This is a genomic window from Candidatus Avoscillospira sp. LCP25S3_F1 (genome assembly GCF_052117125.1).
Classification (GTDB): Bacteria; Bacillota; Clostridia; order Oscillospirales; family Oscillospiraceae; genus Avoscillospira_A.
This window is the reverse complement of record NZ_JBQKJT010000024.1, coordinates 1-18,502: the sequence shown is the minus strand read 5'-3', so window position 1 is coordinate 18,502 and position 18,502 is coordinate 1. Positions and strand designations below refer to the sequence as shown.

Below are 18,502 nucleotides of genomic sequence, written 5' to 3'. Positions count from 1 at the left end.
AGTAAATCTGTGAATGTAAATGGTACACCCGTATTCGACACTACTCCCCCGGATGTTTGGGCGATTACCTAACCAGCAGCTGGCTCAACCGCTTCATGGGACTCTCACCCCCGCGAGGATCTCTCCCGGCTGCCCTCCTCGCGTGATCCCCCAAATGGGGCACTGGGACTGGACAGAAGTATCATTGTCCCTGATGGCGTCATGGCGATACAGCCTGCCACAGGCTGTTTTGTGGACGGATGGACCCGCTGGGCACCTTATTGGCCGTCATTGATGAATGGCTCCAGTCGGACAGCACTGGCAAAACAGCTATGCTTCTGGCTTGTCCATCCACAGGTGGTCTTGGCGCATCCTCCAGTGTCGCTTGCCCCGTTCAAGGGCCCCATCAGGAATGTAATCAGGTAATCGGATATTCACTTTTCAAGGAACACGAAGGAGCTGTAATCGTCTCCCCTCACTATTAAGCCGAGTTCGTAAAGGGCTTGAGAACCAGAAATTTTATTTTATGTCCATCATGGCCCGCATTTTTTTCAATACCTTTTGCCGGCGCTTGTTAACACCCTTTTGGGAAATACCAATCTGCTTCGCGTATTCCCGTTCCGTCAGTCCCTCAAAATACAGCGCCCAAATCAGATCCATCTCAGATGCGCAAAGCATACCAAAGCACTGAAATAGTTTCTGGCACAAAATATTATGAATGGCAACATCCTCAACATGTTTGGCGCACAGGTCGTGAATCATCTCCTCCCCAAGCATTTCCTCAGTGTCAAGGTCGCTATATAATACTCTTCCATTCCTTGTATCTTTTTCGTCCAACGTGCGGGTATGGCGTTCTATGCTGTAGTAAGCCTGGTAAACTTCTTTGCTGACTTCTACCAATATCCCCTGTACATAAATTCGGTACTGTCTGTTCTCTGCCATATGGCAAACCTCCATAACTTCAAGATTTTGATGGGTAAATCAAACTCTTGGAGTCAGGGATACCGGGCAATGTACGCCTCCCAGCGCATACCATTCCTCCCGATACCGGGCAAAAAGGCCAGAAGATGCTTGCTGCATCTCCCGGCCTCTCTTGCCGCCATATTCATGGCAGAAACGAAAAAAGGCCCGTTGCAGAATGAAACTGTTCTGCAACGAGTTCCTTATTGTTCTCAGAGTAAATAACGTATCTATCTGCGTATATATTTTTGAGTTCTACATAAAAATATATGAAGCCAACGGGGCAGAAGCATTTCTGCCCCGCAAGAACCGTTTATGCAATCTGGAGCTATCGTTGGTCTTATCCCTTATCAACCGGGGTAACAACTTTTAATACGATAAAGCAAGCATAAATCTAACAGCAATAGAAACATCCCGGCTCTGAGATGATTCCATAATTCTCGGAGCCGGGATGTTCTGGTCATTTTACTTTGCATTCAACTGTGACCCTCAGGGTAAACAGGAAGTTCTTGAGGTCGGCGGAGCCTCCTTTTCTGGTAGACTTTCTTCCTCTCATAGTAAGCAAAAACGCGTAAAACTCTTGACACATCTATCCTCTTGATCAATACGTATCTTATACCACAATCAACGCCATCCGAAAGCAGTCTTGGGCTATAAAAGCCCAGTTCCGTACAAGATCGGACTTGGCTTCCTGTAAATTATTTTTTTGCGTACCTACATTTGCTTGACAGATACACTATCTCTACTGACAGCCTGCTTTGAATTTTATTATTTTGTTATATCTTTGCGAAGATGAAATGCTGCTGTATGATTTTGTAATTGTTGAGAATGTGCAAACATTTGCTCACTAACCGCTGCAGTTTCCTGACTTGTCGCTGAATTTGTGTGTACAACCTCAGCGATCTGATTGATACGTTCCGCAGTTCGTTCAATAACCTTTGATTCACCTTGGACGGCCTTTGTAATTTGATTCATTCCTTCCGCAGACTTGTTGGAAAATTCCAACGTTTTTTTAAGTACATCCGATACATTCGAAACGATCACGTTGCCACGCTTTACTGCTGCAATAGAGTTTTCAATCAGCTCCTTGGTTGCCTTAGCTGCATGGTCAGACTGAGATGCAAGGTTTCTAACCTCACTTGCAACAACTGCAAACCCCTTACCGGCCATACCTGCTCTCGCTGCTTCGACAGCTGCATTCAGTGCCAGGATATTCGTTTGGAATGCTATGGTTTCAATGGTTTGAATAATATCACCGATCCGATTCGCCGCAGTACTGATATCATTCATTGCGGCAACCATTTCTTCCATATCTTTATCACTTTTTTCTATCTGCTCACCTGTTTTCTGTGTATCACATTGCGCTGAAATGGCCATTTTAGCGTTTTCCTTTGCATCTGCTGCCATTCTATCCAGTGTCAAGCGAAGCTCTTCCACTGCTTCCGACTGGGTTGCAGCGCCTTGCGCAAGCATTTGCGCACTGTTGGACATTTGCTCTGCATCATCCGAAACGTTAGCGCTTGTAAGAGCAATCTGCGAAAGCGCATAGGACAGCGATTTTGTTAATTTATCGACTGAATGTTCTATTTCATTAAAATCGCCAACATAATGTTCCGATGTTTTAACATCGAGATTACCGGATGCAAGTTCATCCGTAACCCTCGTAATATCCGCAATATAGCTTTGAATCAACCTCATAGAATTTGTTAGTGTGTTAACTAAACAACCTATTTCATCCTGTGATTGATGGCTAAAACGAATATTCAAATCACCATCTGCTATGGGCTTGCTTTCCTCTGTTAACTTTAAAATGGGCAGGATAATATTCTTAATCACATAAGCGATTAGCAGAATCAAGCAGATAATGGATAATACAAAGAAGATAGTCGCTAAAACAGAAACTATACTTATAACATTATTCATTTTCTGTTCGCTTGCATCTGCGTTTCCCTCACTTTTTTCAATAATTTGGTCAAGTTTAGCAATCAGGTTTTCAACCGTTGTTTGAACAGTCTGCTCATAAAACTGCTTGGCCTGCTCAGGATCTGTTGCAAGAAGACGAATTGTTTCTTCCGCATCTTCATGAAGTTTTTTATGTATCGGCTCTATTTCATTCTTGAGAGATAGGATTGTCTCATCTGTTAAGTTATCACTACTATATATCCATTGACCAAGCGAACAGGTAGTTGGATCTGAGCTGCCTGTAAACGCTTTGTCCGCATATATGGTTTGACTCAGGCCGTTACACCACTTATAATGTGCGATTTCCGCAAGCTGTATGTCTTGTAATAAAGCCATTGACGTCTGATTTTCCAAATCAACTTTTTTTATTTGCGTCATTCCCACATTAACAACCACACAGCACAATAGGGTTGAGCATATAGATGCTGTAATCCTAATCAGCACTGATTTTTTTATACTTTTGCCCATCTAAATTACCCCCTGCAAAAACAAAATTGTTTTATAACCATTCCAAAATGTGTCTTGTTGACAGAATCTGCATCCAAAACTAATTCGCAGATTGATTTACCATTTCAGAAAACAGCAGTTGTAACCTGTATTTTGTAATCCCTGCCACACGACACACATAACGCAAATCATGTTTTTGCAGTTGCTGCTCCATAAAATCATAGCGCAGATCCAACAAACGCACCTGCTGCTGGCCGATGCTGTTCATCCATTGCCGCACTACATAGGACAGATGATTCTCTATTGGTAACAGGCCGTCCCTGTCCGTCAGGACGACCGCCCCCGTCCTTGTCTTATGACGTTTGGTTTGAATTCTTTCCAGATACGATTGCAGTTCTGTTGGAATGGGGATTTCCCGATCCGGCAGCCGTACCACTGGTGCCTCCAAATCGATTTGCTCCCATGTTAATTGATGGATTTCCTGTCTCCGCAGACCTAATTGCCACGCTAAACGGATCACCACGGCCACCATGCGGTCCCCCGCCCTGGAAAGCATGGTTTCCAGCAATGCCCGGTCGGGCCGATAAAATAGGATATTGACCGCCTTCTGCTCCATCGGTTCACCCCTCTCAAGTCCATTCTTTTCAGCATGTTACCGCTGCATTAAAATCGTTTTGGCCTCCGCTGCCGTGTTTACCTTCTGCTGGCATATATATCTGGCAGCCTCAATCCATTCTTCTTTCGGAAACGCATCAAGTTTTACTTTCTTCAAAAAACAAAACCGACGTTGCCTCACAGGCAGAAACCGCAGGGCAGACAGATATCCGCACCCGGCTTGGGCCACCATATATTCCAGCAGTTCCATGGCATCAGCCTCCCGCGAATCCCGTTGGCCGGTCCGGACCCGGATTATTCCTGATACTATCTTCGCTGTCATTGGAATGTTTTGGGCGGGAATCCTGCTCCAGTTTCCGCTCTTTCCAGTTCCATGGACCAGTCATGCCAAACCGCTTCTCTTGAAACAGCGGGGTAATGGCGCAGGCATCTGTCGGAACTGCTTCCTCCATCCGCCGCCCTGTCCGGGACGCTGGCAGAGGTTCCTCCTCCAATCCGCCAATCTGCCGCTGGTACGTTCGCAGCAGCTGATCCCGTTGGGTCTGCTGCTCCAGAAGCTGCAAAAACGACTGGCTCAACGAGGTAAGCGACTGGGAAATTTGGTCCAGGCAGACGCCGTACTCCTGGGTTTGCTGCTCCAGTTCCTCACAGCGTTCCCGCAAGGCCTGTATGTCCAGTTCGTGTTGTTTCTCAAACTCCAGCATCTGCTGTCTGGTCTGTTCTTCCAGCTGTTCCACATACTGCTGCACGCTGCTGGGCCGGTATCCGCCAAACAGTGTCCGTTTCAACTCCGGTAACTCCAGTTTTTTTCTTCCAAAAAACTCTTCCAAATTTTTAAACTTCTCTTGTTCCATTTTGGCCATCTCCTCTGTCTAACTACATGGTAACCCCTCAGCAGAACCGCTGAACCGCACAGAAGCCAGCACCTTTCCCCGCAAGCTCTCCCGCGGCACACCGCCCCAAATCCGGCTGTCCAGCGATACCGCCCGATGATCCCCCATGCAGAACACGGTTCCCGCCGGCACTACATAGGGAAAGGAAATCCACGCGCCGTTATCCTGGACGGCATAGTCGGCATATGGTTCTGCAACGGCTTGTCCATTGCGCGTCAGGCGTCCATCCGGAGTGACTTCTATCTTGTCCCCGGCAAGCCCGACCACACGCTTCACGGCCAGTCGCCCCTCCCCTGTCTCCAGCAAAACCACGTCGCCATAGTGCGGTTCATATCCAAAATTGGCAAAAAACAGCACATCTCCATGGTGCAGCGCCGGCTCCATGGAATCGCCATCCACCATTCGGACTCCCAGGCAGCATTGAAACAGCGCCATAGCCGCTGCAAAAACCACCAAAAGGCATCCAAACCGGATCAGACGCTGCCGCCAGATCCGGCGCCGCCGGACTTGCCGTAAGGCTCGGTCCAGCGTCTGGACCGTCTCAGCCGCCATACCGCTGAATCAGCTGCTCTCCCTTGCGGCATAGGGCGGAAAATTCCTGGGACAACTCCGCCATGCTGGCGATTTTCCCCTCCATGGACCGAACCAGTTCCTGGGCCTCCAGTGCGGCATTTCGCTTCAGCCGGGCGCAGTCATCCCTTGCCTGCGCCCGCATGGCTTCCACCTCTTCCTGCACCGATCTTTCCTGCTCCTGGATGCGTTTCTCCTGGGCGCGGTACTGGTCTACCTCCGTTTGCAGCCGTTGATTTTCAGACAGGAGCCGCTCCAGCGTTTTGCTTTGGTTCTGAATGGCGTCGGCAATCCGGCTCACCTGATCCAGTTTTGTTCGTCCATCCTCCTGCTGCTCCGTTGTCTGGCGCAGCGCCTCCAGTTCTTTTTGCAGTTCCCGGATCTGCTTCTGCAAGCTGTCGGTTTCTTCGTCATGTTCCACCGCCACCTCCCGCAGATAGCGAAGCACGCTCTCTTTGTCAAAGCCGCCAAATGCTGTACTTTTCAGATCCGCCAATGAGCGCTCCATGTCTATTGCCTCCTATTCGCCGTTTTTTCTTCTCTCTGGGCCGTATTTCTTTCTGCACTGATGAGCATGGGGAGCAGCAGCAGCAACAGAGCGCCCCATGCCAGAACCAGAATCAAATCCAGCTGACATTGGCGGCGCAGAAGGAAAAAAATGCCCAATCCAATACACACCAGCAGCCCCAGCGCTTCCACTGTCCAGGCAAGACGTTGTTTTCTCTCTGTTTTCATTCCTGTACTCCCGTCTGTTGCAATTCCATCGTCTCATATGGTTCTTCACGCTTTGCCGTATGCAGATACCACAACCGCCCCAGGACCCCCGCCGTGCTCAAACCAATGCAAAACAGGATATACCAATGGAGATGGCACTGCGTCTGCCGCGTGACATCCGATACCGGCGGCAGGGTTTCTGCCTCGGGTATGGACTCCTGCTGTACCGGCACGTCAAACACTTCTTCCTGTTCCTGTTGCGGGAGTTCCATATCCGGCTCCAGCTCCAACACATTCTGGTTTTCTGCCTGGCTGTCTGCGACAGTCCCCCCACCATTGGAAGACGGCCGTGAGGATTGGCCCGATCCTGTGGAATTGTGGGAGCCTGTGGAACCTGTTGTGCTGTTGGAATCTGGCGGCTCAGACGGTGTGGGCGGCTGCACTTCCTCGTCATCCTCTGGATTCAAGACGACTTCCTCCGCAAAACAGGCCCGCAGCCAGGTATCCTCTGTGATGGCCAGTGCGGATGGATTCTTGACCCAGTTGCCCCGTTGATCCATCCACCCCTCAAACCGGTAGCCGTCCAGGGCCGACGGCGTGGGAACATGCTGGGGGGATTGCCCATGGGCCACCACTTCGCTGTCCCAGCCGCCCACCAGCCTGCCGCCGGTTTCTGCCCAGTAATAGACCGTATGGGTTTCCTGCTCCGGCTTGAGAATGGGTGTAAATTTGGCAAACAGCCAGGTATCCGCTCGAATGGCCAGCCAGCCGGGCGCCACCACAGGATTGCCGTATTGATCCACCCAGCCGGAAAATTCATACCCAGCCAGGGCCACCGGTGTGGGCACCGATTTCGGGCTGGACCCTTCCGCCACCGTTTCCTGACTCACGCCCACCAGCCTGCCGCCGGTATCGGCCCGGTAATAAACCGTATAGGTGCGGTTGATCTGTTCAAAGCAGGCATACAGCCAGGTGGTTTCCACAACAGACAGTCTGGATGGGTCCGTTACGATCTTGCCATACTGATTCTCCCATCCAATAAACTTCCAGCCGCTGTCGGCCTGAATGCTCGGCACATACTTGGGACTGCTTCCCCGTGCCACCGTCTCGCTGGAGCGCCCGATCAGGGAGCCGCCGGTTCTGGCCCGGTAGTACACCGTATAACTCTGCTGCTCTGTCGATTGCTCTTTTTCAAAACAGGCTCTCAGCCTGGTGTCCTGGGTAATCCGCAGCTTGGACGGGTTTTGTACGATCCAGTTATCCTGGTCCATCCAGTAGAGAAACCGGTATCCAGAAGCCGGCACGGGGGTGGGCACATGGCTGGGCGTTTTGCCATTGGCGACCTGCTCACTGGCTGCGCCGCCCGATAAGCTGCCGCCGCTCCCAGCCTCATAGGAGACTGTAAATACCTGCTCCTCCGGCGCGGCTTGCTGCTTTTTCAAGGTCACGACCACAGCGCCGTCGGAGGAAACCTGAAATTGCACGCTGGTATAATGCTGATATCCCGTATGTTCGGTCTGAATCTGATACACGCCGCCCGGCGGCGGCAGCTGGAATTTCTGTTGCCCGTTACTGTCTGTCATATACTGGCCATCCATGCCGGTAATGGCCGCTCCCAGGGAGCCGTCCGACAGCACCGGATACAGCCGAATCACCACACCGGCCAGCGGGTTTCCGCCCTCATCCCGCACCGTGACGGTAAAGTAATACCAGTCCGACGGCGGAGTCGGGCCAATGGTCTCGATGCCGATGGTACTGCTGCCGGTCAGATTGGACAACATTCCATCCGCGCTGCCGGCAGCCTGCGCCTTCGGCAGCAGCGTCCACAGCGTCAGCAGCAGCAGACACAGCGCGGCCCAGCGTTTGTGCATATCGTTCCACCCCTTTCTGATCTGCTGTCACCGCTCAACTCGCTACCGTGAGCAGCAGCGTTGTTCCCGCCTGGCCCAGTTCCTCCAGCGTCTCTGTATCATAGGCGGTAAATACGGCCACACAGGCATATTCCCCCTTGGGCAGCGGCGTATCCAGCGCCATGTTTTCCACAAAATACCCCGGATCGATGACGCCTGTGGTCAAAATCGTTTCCCCGGTATCGCTGCGCACCAACGTCACCGTAAAGGAACAACTGTTGCCTGGGATATTTTCAATGCGCAGGTTTCCCGCCTCCGTGCCGCTGGGGAACACCGGAGTCGGATTGATGGAGACATTCATCATAGAGTCCGCGACGGTACGGTTGAGCCGGTCCTGGATCTCCGCCTCGGTCATGCCGGGCAGCAAACCCAGCTCCGCCGCCAGTTCCCGTTCCAACGTCATTTGCTCCTGCTGCGGCGTGCAGGAACGCAGCAGCAGCAAAAGAACCACCACCACAATGACGATGACCGTCACTACAATGATGGGCCACTTCCGACGCCGTTTGGGGGTGAGCTGCTCCAACTGTTGTTTTTCCAATTCTGTCATGACCGTCTCCTTACTCCAGCACCTGAACGACCATGGTGGCCACGCTCTGGCCGATCTCCTCATCGCTTTCCGGCTGTACGGCACGGAATACGGCACGGGCATTGTATGTACCGGGAGACGGCATATCCCCTGTGATTTCCGCGTCCTCAATAAAATATCCCTGTTGGATCATGCCGGAACGGTACAGCTCCCGTTCTGTTCCGTCGGTGTCCTGGTAATAGATTGTCACCTGCATCCAGTAGTGATTGGCCGGCACGTTTTCAATCATAAAATTGGCCATGCCGTCCGGTTGTACGGTAACGGTGGGGTTGATGGAAATATTGAACCGGCCCTTGTCAATGATGCGGTTCAGTTCTTCCTCAATTTCCTCCTGGGTATGGGTAGAGAGAAAACCTGCCAGCGCGTCGGCATCCAGCTCATACTGGCTCTTTGGCTGGGGCCAGAACCGCCATGCCACAATGCCGCCTGCAATGAGCAGCAACAGCAGCAGCAACAGCAGCAGCGACCGTTTGCGTTTCTTTTTTTTCGTTTTCAGCGACTGTTCCAGTTCCTCCAGCGCACTGCGTTCCATATGGTGATATCCTCCTTGTCGTTCTCTTGCCATTCATCGGTTCTGGGCGGGGGGCTGCGGGTACCCCCTGCCCAGAACCGGCGAAGGCCGGTTGGGGCGTTACGGTTGGGTGCGTGTGGGATTCTCCACAAAAACGCCAATGGGATCGCCATCGGCATCCAGCAAACTCACGGTGTAGCGCAGCTTGAATTGGGCCGCCGGCTTGCTTTCGGCGTCCAGCGCCACAGCCTCGCCTGCAATGGGCAGCGACAACTGCCGGTTGCTTCCCGTCAGCTCTACATACGCCGTGTCCGCATAAAATACCGAGTCCGCGGACTGGGCAATTTCCACTGTGAAGGAGGTTCCCGTACCGGCTTCCACAGCCGGCAGCGCCAGTCCTCCAATGGTCAGCGCCAGTTCCCCGGCCGCATCCGGCGTACCCTCCACCAGATCCCAGGTGCCGCCGGGCACCGTAGACACCGTCACCTCCGTCACAGCCACGGCGGTTTCCTGTCCGTCGGGCCGGGTGGGCGAGGTATTTTCAATATAATAGGCGTCCGCATCGGGGCAAATCACCTCGGTTTGCCCGCCATGATCCACCACCGCCAGCGTCACATAGAGCGGCACCTCGTAGCTCAAAACGTCAACATTGGCGCCGGTCACCTGGACGCCCACAGCCGTCTGGCCCGGTTGGGTATTTTCCGGGAAGGCCAGATCGCCGCCGCCAACGGCCGCGTGTGCGATCCCGGACAGACAGCTCATCAGCACAGCCGGCAGCAGTATGCCCAGGCAGGCGCTTCTCCGGTGCAGCATATCCATTCCCTCCTCTCAGGCGGCGGGGCAGCCTTGCCCCGCCGCCACATCTGTCACAGATTGTATGCAGCCTGTCTTTTCAGCTTATTCCCAAGTTGCAGTCATATCGTTCCACTTGCCCAGACCGGCAGCCTCACTGTCGTTACCGGCATAGATCGCGCCGATGGGGTCACCCGCTGCATTCAGCGCCGAAATAACATAGGTCACTTTGAACTGGGCCACAGCATTCTCATCCGAGCGAGCCGCATTTTGCACCAGGCCCTTGATGGGCAGTTCCAGCGTTTTGCCGGCATCAATTTTAGTGGGTTTGTTTCTGGTGATGAAGGCGACTTCGCCCCCTGTATTATCCTTTTTGGTGAAGTCCACCGCTTTGGTGCCGGGCGCATTCATCACGGGCATCAGCACATTGCCAATGCTCAGCCGGATGTCCGTCAACGAAGCGACCGTGCTGTCCTGGGTGGTGTTGAACGTACTACCCGTCAATTTGCTGAACGACATGGCGGTGACGCCGATACCATTGGGCACATCCCCGCCGTTTGAAGTGTTTGTAATGCCGTAGTTGTCGGGCACGACCACATCGGGCTTATTGGTGACCGCGGCCAGGGTCACATAGAGGGGCACCTCAAAGGACACGTTGGTGGGGTCCACGGTGGTGTTGAAAATGGCAATGGTGGTATCGGCGTTGGCCTCGATTTCATTTGCAGTGGGGTCGGCGGCCATGGCGGGGACGGCCAGTCCCATGACGGTCGTGGCAGCCAAAACAGCGCTGAGCAGTTTCTTCTTGTAGGTCATCTGTATTTCCTCCTGGATGTAAAAATTTTGTTTTGTTTGTCAGATTTGTTAACGGGAAAACCGCAGAAATGGAAGGGTTTCTCTCAAGGCCCCACCCCCTTCACCTGGATGGTAACTTCCATTTCCGCCTGGCCGGTGACCGCGCCGGTCGTTCGATCCAGCGCCTGAATGGTCACCGTGCCGGTGTGGGAGCCCTGGGCCGGTAGATCTGTCAATTCCACCAGCAGGTCCTGTCCCCCTGGCGGGAGAACCTCGCTCTGATAGAGGATGGCGCCGTCGGACAGGGTCAGCACCGCCTGCAAATCCGTCCCGTTTTCCGCGGCATTTTCCAGCAGCAGGTCGGCGCTTCCGTCCGGTTCCACGGTGATGGCGGTATTCACCTTAAAGCGGAGCTGGGACTGATCCGCCTGCTCCTGCAAATATTGGCTCCATTCCTCCGGCGTCCTGTTCTGGGTGGTTTTCGGCTGGGCATCCGGGTCCATGGACGGAGAGGCACGAACCCAGAACACCGCTATCCCTCCCGCCACCAGCACCGCCAGCAGCAGAAGCAAGAGAACGGAATGTCTTTTTTTCATGGATAACACCTCGCGTGTGCCTCATCAGGGAATGGAATCGCTTACTGCTTCAAACTGGTAACTCAAATAGAACATACTCCATTTGGTGGTCTCCATAATGGTCTGGGGATTGTAGAGGGCGTCAAAGGTAAAGCCGATCTGGTTCCCCGTTCCATCGGCGGAGTATGGTCCCATCTGCCCCATCTTCAATGGCGCTGCCCCGTCAGAAGTCAGGTTGGCCAGGGAATAGGCGTAACCCTGCTCGCCGGCCAGAGGCTTGATCCGCAGATCGATCTCATTGGAAGCGTACGCGCTGTTGGGGCTGCCGGACCGTTCCACCAGGGTCAATTCGTTGTCCTGGGCGGTAAAGCGTACCTGGGTCACACTGGCATTGAGCGTTTGAGTGCCGTAGTTGATGAGGGCGCACTGGGGCGCGCTGACCTTGGGCGCCTCCACGCCTTTCATAGCCACAATGCCCACACGGGTTGGGATGGATACATCCACCTGGTGCTCGTTCATAGGCACGGTGATCATGCGGGTATTGCCCAGGGTGTCCTTGAGGTAGAGGTAGAGCACCTTGGTATCGCCCACGGTATTGGCGCCGGCCAGTTGTTCCGCCGTGACCTCGAAGCTCCAGTCGTAGGGCAGCCACACATCATCATCGGAGATGGTCTGAACGCCCTCTATGGTCATGGGCTTCGTCAGCGCATTGGGATCGTGTGCCGTCAGCGACCAGCCCACCTGGTAAAGACCGGCGTTTTCATAGACCGGTGCGTCCTCGTTGTCCGAGTTGGATGTGGTTCCCGCCGGGGCCTTGTCCTGAATCTGGATGGTAAAGGTATAATCGCCCTGTCCATTGGTGGTGGACGCCACATCCTTGTTGACCTCCGGGGCATACACATCCAGAATGATGGTCCGGTTGGAGCCGGGGGCCCGGACATGGAGATAGTAGAACTGGGGGCTGCTGGTATCCAGGGCCTCCACATCCAGCGTAATTTGGCCCGTCCACTGGCCGGTCTGTCCGCTTACCGGTGTAAAGGCCGTCAATTCTCCACCCAACGCTCCGGCGGGTACGGCTCCACCGGAAATCCAACTGCTGTCCGCCGTTGCCGTGCGGTCGATATAGGCCGAAGTGGGGGCCTGTCCCGGCGCTCCCGTGTCGCTGATGTTGGTAAAGAGGAAGGACAGGGTTTTGTTGCTGCCCGCTGTGGTGGTATCCGCCTGACTGGTATGGGTGATGCCGGTGAGTTTTGCCTGCACCTCGGCGGCAATGCCCAACTCCACAATGGCCGGGATATCCGGATTCTGTACGGGGGCCAGCAGGGTCAAGCCGCAGAGATACTGGGACAAGTCCACCTGGGATTCGTCCGCAAAGATCAGCAGATCGTCTCCCTCCGCCGGACGGGACAGGTCCGGAGCCGATTCGCTGTCGGGAATGCCCACATTGATGGTACAATTCGGCTCGCTGGTGTTGCCCAGGCTGATGTACAGGGGATAGCTGACACCATCGGCTTTGGTGATGTGCAGGTGGCTGGCGCCGTTCATCGTCATGGTGCGGATGCTGCCCACCGTGTGGACGTTCCTGCCCGTCAGGTTGAGGACGCTGCCGTTGTTGAATACCACCGCGCCGGTGCGGTTGAAGGTACCGGAGGCAGCGGTGTTGCTGTCCAGTTTCCCGGTGACGGAAAGATTGCACTTGGCGCTGTCATAGCCCAGGTTTAACGTATCGAAGTTCAGCAGCTCCATCATTTTCAAATCGCTGCCGGAGAACGAAATGGTGCTGCTGCCGCCGGGCATGGTACCATCCCGATTGCCGCCGGAAATGGTGCCGTAATAGGTGCCGTTGGTGATGGTTAAATGGACATCGCCCGTTACACTGCCGCTGCCGTATGCTCCGCCATAGACATGGGCCCTGGGGGCGCTGGGTTCCACGCCGCTGTTGGGCTCCAGAATCTCAATGGAAGCACTCTCTACCGTGCCGTTATCCGCACCGGCCAGCACCATGGTTTTGGAGGCTGTGCCGCCGCTGACGACTAGTTGAGCCATTCCGCTCACGTCGCCGGTTTCGCCGCCGGCCACCACCTTGGAATCGTCGCTGCCGCCGGTGGTACCACCGGCAACGGTGACGCTGGTGTTCCCGGTCACATCACCGGCCTTGCCGCCGCCGTAGAGGGAGCCATGCAGCACCGCAAATTCCTCGTACCGGACGCTGGTTCCACCCACGGTCGCCCCGGCCTGTTCGCCGCCGCCGTAGATGTCCTGATACTGGCCGCTCTGCACGATCAGAACGGTGGTACCGCTGACGGCTTCTGTTTTGCTGCCGCCGTAGAGGGTGGGATAGTTACCGGCTCCCGTGTCCACACCGGTGCCCATGGTCAGGGCGTGGCCGTTGGCGTAGATGTTGTGGCTGCCGGTGGTGATTGCGCCGCCGTCATGGCCCTGGTACTCCAGATAGATGTTTTGCAGGGTGGTGTCGGAGCGGAACGACAGGTCGCCGTCGATAATTATATGGCGGGTCACAGTCTTACCCGTAGTCTCTCCAGACTCCAGAATGTCGTTGGCGGTGAGGGCAAACGTACTGGTAAAGGTGATGCTTTTGGCCTTGCCGTTAAAGGTGTCAAGAGCCGCTAAATCTGCTTCCGTCATGGTGTAGTGCTGCCTGCGGATGGTGATGGTATAGTTGTTGTTGGCATTGTTGGTGGTTTCAATTTTCTCCATGGCAGCAGCCACGCTGGGATAGTAAACCGCCGTACCGCTGTTGGTCTGGAGGGTGACAATATTGGTGGCCACATAGACATAGCCTGTTATCTGATCGTGCATCAGTTCCGGACCGCCGGGGAAACCACTGAGGTAGTGGGACGAATCAGCCAGATTTTTCTGCGTGCTAAAATACAGTACTTTGTCTCCACTGACGGCGGAGGTCGTACTGGGGTTGAAGCGCAGCGTCAGCTTACCCCCCGTACTGTCCGTGGCGCTGACCAGATTGAGCGGATAGCCCCGCTTGACCTCCAGTACCGCCCCGTCGCCCGTCGTTTTCAGACTGCCCGCAGTCAGACTGGCAGCAGCCGCCCCCGGAAGCGTCAACACAGAATCTTTTCCAAATACGATTTGTCCCGCCGCAGTTTCCTCTTTTCCGGAACCATTATAATGGAGTTTGGTAGTCACCGTCAGATGGGCGTTATCCTCCAAAATCAATTGGTCAAAATCTTGCACTGTGGGGATGGATGCAGTCCCATTGATTTGATACACCACCTGCCCCAACTGTCCGCTATTGGCCTTGGTGGAGGCGGTACCACCCAGCAGCTTTTTGATCGCGGCTCCGGTATTCACTTGGATGGTGATGGCTCCGCCGGTCTGTGTGTCTGTATGATAGCCATTATAAGTATCTCCTCTGCTGCCTGCATACGCACTGGTCACCGTGGCGCCGCTGTGGAGGGTGACGGTAGAGGATCCGATATGGGAATTGGTGATATTGTTGGTGCCATTTCCGATGAGATTCAACCCCAATACATTGGTTACAGTCACTGTACCGGTACCGCCGCCCAGTGTAAGTTGGTTGCTGCCCTGAGTAGCAACCGTCCCGGCCCACGCTTTCGCATAGGGCCGACTGCCTGCCGCCACATAGCGATAGGTGCCGCTGCGGATGGTGAGGTTAGTGTCCCCGGTGAAGGTGTAGGTATCCCCCTCCGGATTGGCAGTGGCCAGTCCGCCACCAACCACATCCAAAGTGCCGGTAACTGTGATACCCTCGCCCATGGTGAGATTGCTGCCGTTGGCAGCAATGGCCGAAGCTGCAGTAGCCGCAATTTTGATGTTTTCTATGGTAAAAGTTGCATGACTGTGAAGCGGCAAAACCAGCGGTGTGTTGGTTGCCAACTTCAAGGTACCTGCTGCCGTTGTACCTGCTGCCGTAGCACGGATCGTCACGGTACTGCCGCCTGGAAGTCTGGATATCTCAGAAATTTGGCTCCACTCTCCCGTTTGCATGGTATATCCGCTGGCAGGCTTGCCAAATGAGATAATGTAAGAATCCCATGATTTCCCAGTGTCTACTGCTGCTTGGATATCCCAAAATGCCTCAGCCATGCTTTCATATTGGGCTGTAGTGCCATCGGTAGTGGTTACTACAATATTCTGTTGATAAGTAAGCGTCAATTTCCCTGATGCGCCGCCATTGCCGCCATGTCCACTATAATTATAGGTTGCAGCTCCGCCGTTCCAGCCGCCACCGCCCCAACTGCCCTTACCAGTGCTTCCACCGGCAGACCCACCGCCACCGCCGCCGCCACCTACACCGGCATATCCACCACTGCCACCAATTAGAGAAGTTGCAGTCGTCTGATTTTGGTTCGCTCCCATGCCGCCACCACCGGCAGCGGAACCATTGGGACGCGACTGGTTAATGTAAGTTTCCGCAGCACCCGGCTGCTCTGTGACAACCGTTTGCTGAGAAACCATGACATGTCCCGGTATCTCCGGTGATGGAGAGGCAAACCCAGAGGTGTGTCCATCATAACCGCCCACTCCGCCGTCACTGCCATTGCCGCCAATGGCGGCCCCTGCGCCGCCGCCGCCGGCACCGCCGGACCACCGTCCACCAGGGTCTCCACCTTTCGCCGCATTACCGCCGATGGCGGTCAACATACCCGTTCCCCTGAGAAACAGAGTAACGCCATTCGGCACATGAAGAGCTGCGCCGCCCCCGATTCCAACCTTCCGTATTGTACCGCCGGCGGTCGCGTCTTTGCCATATAGCGTCACATTGGCCCCGTCGGCCAGGACAATGGTAACTAGGTGGCCAGTCACAATATCAATGGCATTGCCGGTATCATCGGCCGGATTGATCGTACCGGTACCCGTCAGCGTCAGCGTAATATTGCCATTGATCTGAATGGGTGTGGGGTCTGCTGAAACATCAATGGTAGTGTCTTCGGTAATCACCCTGGCATTGACCCCGGCGGTTTCCGCCAGCAGGGTCACGGTCCGCTGGACGGTGAACTCTTCGCCGGTGAGCGGATGGACTGCCGCCAGAGTGATGGTATACGTTCCCGGCTCAAGGGATGTAGTATCGTCAATCTCTCCCATACCCAGACCGCCGTTGGCCGGGGGCTGGGGTTCGTCTGTCAGCCCAGACGGGGACATAGACGGCATATCGCCTTGGAGTGTATCGGCGGGTGTTCCCTCCAGTTCTGAACTGTCCTTCACCGTCACTTCCACGGCCTTACCGGTTTCGTCGGTGGCGGTCACGCCCTCCAACAGATCAATGGTTGCCAATTCCTCCATAGTCAGCACCAGGGGCGGGGCATCGATGGTCACCAGATGCTCCGCCAGAATGGTTACTTCTCGGCCAAAGATAGCCGCCAGCGTGCCCTCGGTTTCCGGCTGCTCCGGTTCTGTCATGTCCTGTTCCGGCGTTGTCGGTTCCGTCACATCCTGCTCCGGTTGTTCTGGTGTGGCCATGTCCTGCTCCGGTGTTGTCGGTTCCGTCACATCCTGCTCCGGTTGTTCCGGTGCAGTCGTGTCCTGCTCCGGCGATGTCGGTTCGGTCATGTCCTGCTCCGGCGTCCCCTCCGTACCGTCCAGGGAAACTTCCTGACTGAACAGTACCAGATTTTCCGGTTCCAGGCTCACTTCCTGCTCCAACTGGGGCCGCAGCGTCAGACTGTAGCGCAGCCGCTGGGGTTGCGCGCTGGTGAGGTCCGGCGGCGTCAGCAACGTCAGGATGTAGCGGCTTTCGTCATATTCGATGCCCTCCAGCCAGTCCCGTTCCATTAAATTGCCATCTGCAACTAGCTCCGGCGCAGTGAACTCCACACCGGGCAGCGTCACTTGAACATAGCGCGTAAATTGCCGCAGCTCCTTGCCGTTGTCCGCCCGGCGCAGGCTGTAGGTCACTTCATATTCTTCAATTCTATTGGGATCAAAGCCGCCGTCGGACACCACCGCAATCTGATAGCCCTCGGCTGCACTGGTGATGCCGGTCAACAGGTCTTCGCTGCCCTGATCCAGCCGGACATCCTCATATGTAACGGCCTCCGTCACCACCACCTGCCGAGTGAAGTAAATGGGGTCTGCCGGTTCTACCGGCGTTTGCGGTTCCTCTACCGGCGGTTCCTCCGGGGTTTCCGGTTCTTCTTCTGCCGGTGGTTCCTCCGGGTTTGTGGGTTCTTCTTCCGCCGGGGTCTCCGGCTCCTCTACCGGCGGTTCCTCCGGCGTTACCGGTTCTTCTTCCGCTGGAGTCTCCGGCTCCTCTGCCGGTGGTTCCTCGGGTATCGTCGTTTCTTCCGAGTCTGCCGTCTCCCCTGGGTCAGCAATCTCATTGCTCTTGCTTGCCAGAGAAAGCAACTCCGCGGAGACTTCCGGCGTATCTGTGGCCGGTTCGTCCGGTGTTACCGTTTCTTCCGTCGTTGGTTCCTCGGGCGTTATCGATTCGTCCGGCTCTACCGATGTTTCCGGTTCTTCTACCGGCGGCTCCTCGGGTGTTACCGGCTCCTCCGGCTCTACCGATGTCTCCGGTTCCTCTACCGGCGGCTCCTCGGGCGTCACCGGTTCGCCCGGCTCTACCGGTGTTTCCGGTTCTTCTACCGGCGGTTCTTCGGGCGTCACCGGTTCACCCGGCTCTACCGGTGTTTCCGGTTCCTCTGCCGGTGGTTCTTCGGGCGTTACCGGCTCCTCCTCCGTCGGTTCGTCTGGCTCCTCCGGCGTTCCCGGTTCCTCTGGAATGACCGGAGTTTCCGGCTGCTCCGGCTGTATATCCTGATTCAGAGGCGTCAGCATATACCGTAGGGTGTATTCGCCGAGCGTATCAATATCAAATCCACCCAGATCCATCACAGCCAGCTCATATTGGGCGGTATCATACTCGATACCGGACAGCAGATCATACTCTGCCTGCCCCTCCAGCAACACCAGCTCCGGCGCATGATAGACCTCCTGGCCAGACGCCAGTTGCAGGCCTGTCCATCCCAGCGCTGCCACCAGTACCAACGCTGTTGCAGCCAGATACTTCCTGTTTTTCCTCACAATGTTCACCTCTCGTAAACTATTGAACTGATTGATTAGAAAAATACCCCATTCTTTTACATAACTATGAATGAGCAAAACTGAAAAAGTGCACAAAAAGAAGACATCACCCCGTTGAATGATGTAGAATGTTTTTGATGAGAAACAAACTCCAAACAAAGGGGGATGCCTTA

The 18,502-nt window shown here is 54.9% G+C and carries 15 protein-coding genes; all 15 read right to left on the bottom strand.

What is annotated here, in order from left to right; translation table 11 throughout:
- Nucleotides 1-498 precede the first annotated feature (498 nt).
- Nucleotides 499-921, bottom strand: a complete 423-nt coding sequence (locus tag ACTQ33_RS15175; RefSeq protein ID WP_441465377.1) for a sigma-70 family RNA polymerase sigma factor — start codon at nt 919-921, stop codon at nt 499-501.
- A gap of 786 nt (nt 922-1,707) precedes the next feature.
- Nucleotides 1,708-3,369: a methyl-accepting chemotaxis protein gene (locus ACTQ33_RS15170; RefSeq protein ID WP_441465376.1), complete on the bottom strand. Its 1,662-nt coding sequence runs from the start codon at nt 3,367-3,369 to the stop codon at nt 1,708-1,710.
- 79 nt (nt 3,370-3,448) lie between these two features.
- Complete coding sequence (locus ACTQ33_RS15165; RefSeq protein ID WP_441465375.1) at nt 3,449-3,964, bottom strand: hypothetical protein; 516 nt, start codon at nt 3,962-3,964, stop codon at nt 3,449-3,451.
- Nucleotides 3,965-4,000: 36 nt separating this feature from the next.
- Nucleotides 4,001-4,213: a hypothetical protein gene (locus ACTQ33_RS15160; RefSeq protein ID WP_441465374.1), complete on the bottom strand. Its 213-nt coding sequence runs from the start codon at nt 4,211-4,213 to the stop codon at nt 4,001-4,003.
- Nucleotides 4,214-4,217: 4 nt separating this feature from the next.
- Nucleotides 4,218-4,817, bottom strand: a complete 600-nt coding sequence (locus ACTQ33_RS15155) for a hypothetical protein (protein WP_441465373.1) — start codon at nt 4,815-4,817, stop codon at nt 4,218-4,220.
- Between the two features lie 18 nt (nt 4,818-4,835).
- Complete coding sequence (lepB, locus tag ACTQ33_RS15150) at nt 4,836-5,408, bottom strand: signal peptidase I (protein ID WP_441465372.1); 573 nt, start codon at nt 5,406-5,408, stop codon at nt 4,836-4,838.
- The gene (locus ACTQ33_RS15145) at nt 5,398-5,934 is read right to left on the bottom strand and encodes a hypothetical protein (RefSeq protein WP_441465371.1); all 537 of its coding nucleotides are present in this window, start codon (nt 5,932-5,934) and stop codon (nt 5,398-5,400) included. The genes lepB and ACTQ33_RS15145 overlap by 11 nt, the downstream gene beginning before the upstream one ends.
- Before the next feature lie 2 nt (nt 5,935-5,936).
- On the bottom strand, nt 5,937-6,161 hold the full coding sequence (locus ACTQ33_RS15140) for a hypothetical protein (protein WP_441465369.1): 225 nt from the start codon (nt 6,159-6,161) through the stop codon (nt 5,937-5,939).
- Nucleotides 6,158-8,011: an InlB B-repeat-containing protein gene (locus ACTQ33_RS15135; protein WP_441465368.1), complete on the bottom strand. Its 1,854-nt coding sequence runs from the start codon at nt 8,009-8,011 to the stop codon at nt 6,158-6,160. The genes ACTQ33_RS15140 and ACTQ33_RS15135 overlap by 4 nt, the downstream gene beginning before the upstream one ends.
- A gap of 34 nt (nt 8,012-8,045) precedes the next feature.
- The gene (locus ACTQ33_RS15130; protein ID WP_441465367.1) at nt 8,046-8,597 is read right to left on the bottom strand and encodes a hypothetical protein; all 552 of its coding nucleotides are present in this window, start codon (nt 8,595-8,597) and stop codon (nt 8,046-8,048) included.
- Nucleotides 8,598-8,607: 10 nt separating this feature from the next.
- A complete protein-coding gene (locus ACTQ33_RS15125; protein WP_441465366.1) occupies nt 8,608-9,168 on the bottom strand; it encodes a hypothetical protein in 561 nt (186 codons plus the stop codon).
- 99 nt (nt 9,169-9,267) lie between these two features.
- On the bottom strand, nt 9,268-9,960 hold the full coding sequence (locus ACTQ33_RS15120; protein ID WP_441465365.1) for a hypothetical protein: 693 nt from the start codon (nt 9,958-9,960) through the stop codon (nt 9,268-9,270).
- A gap of 84 nt (nt 9,961-10,044) precedes the next feature.
- The gene (locus tag ACTQ33_RS15115) at nt 10,045-10,752 is read right to left on the bottom strand and encodes a hypothetical protein (RefSeq protein WP_441465364.1); all 708 of its coding nucleotides are present in this window, start codon (nt 10,750-10,752) and stop codon (nt 10,045-10,047) included.
- 83 nt (nt 10,753-10,835) lie between these two features.
- Nucleotides 10,836-11,327 (bottom strand): hypothetical protein, encoded by a 492-nt coding sequence (locus tag ACTQ33_RS15110; RefSeq protein WP_441465363.1) that lies wholly within the window; start codon nt 11,325-11,327, stop codon nt 10,836-10,838.
- A 24-nt stretch (nt 11,328-11,351) separates the two neighbouring features.
- Complete coding sequence (locus tag ACTQ33_RS15105) at nt 11,352-18,329, bottom strand: hypothetical protein (protein WP_441465362.1); 6,978 nt, start codon at nt 18,327-18,329, stop codon at nt 11,352-11,354.
- Between the last annotated feature and the right edge of the window lie 173 nt (nt 18,330-18,502).